The following is a 629-nucleotide window of genomic DNA, read 5'->3' on the forward strand; positions in this document are numbered from 1 at the left end:
CCGAAGAAGTCGACGCCCAGCCGATCCGCCAGCACGCCCTCCGCGACGACGTCGCGGATGACCTGGGCGTGGGGGAGAAGCTGGCCGTCCGGGCCGGAGGTGACGTCGCCGAAGGTGTCGAGGCCGAGTTCTAGGGTCATGGCCGAGCGTTCCGCCCGGTGGGGTTCAGCTGTCGCATGCGGGAATCCAGGGGTGGGAGGGAAGACCTGATCCCTCAGCTGGGTTCGCCCGCGCCGGCATGCAAGCCGGTGGGCGGTAGGCGCTCCCCGCCGGCCGTCAGGTCTTCATCAGCCCCTGGGCCGACATCCAGCCCTGGATCAGCCCGGCGACTTCGTCGGAATTGTCGTCATGCATGAGCATGTGCGTATTCCCGGCGACGCCGCGCGCCGGCATCTCCAGCACCTCCACCGTGCCGCCCGCGGCCGCCAGCGCCGTCGCGAAGCGGTCGATGGCGACGCGATAGGCGGGCCAGGGGGCCTGGTCGAGAAAATCGCCCCAGACCAGGAGCAGCGGGATGTTGCGCATGCGCGCCATGTCCACCGTCGCCGGGTCGGGCGCGCCGGTGCCCTCGACGGCGACGATCGCCGCCACCTTGTCCGGCGCATCGAGCGCGGCGCGGAGGGCGAAGG

At 71.5% G+C, this 629-nt stretch carries 2 pseudogenes; both read right to left on the reverse strand.

From position 1 onward, the window contains the following. A pseudogene (locus AC1DWF_RS35825) lies at window positions 1-140 on the reverse strand (LLM class flavin-dependent oxidoreductase); the annotation flags it as partial. Between the two features lie 136 nt (window positions 141-276). Then, window positions 277-629: pseudogene (locus AC1DWF_RS35830) on the reverse strand (esterase); the annotation flags it as partial.

The sequence above is a fragment of the Aminobacter sp. P4_D5 genome, assembly GCF_056401815.1.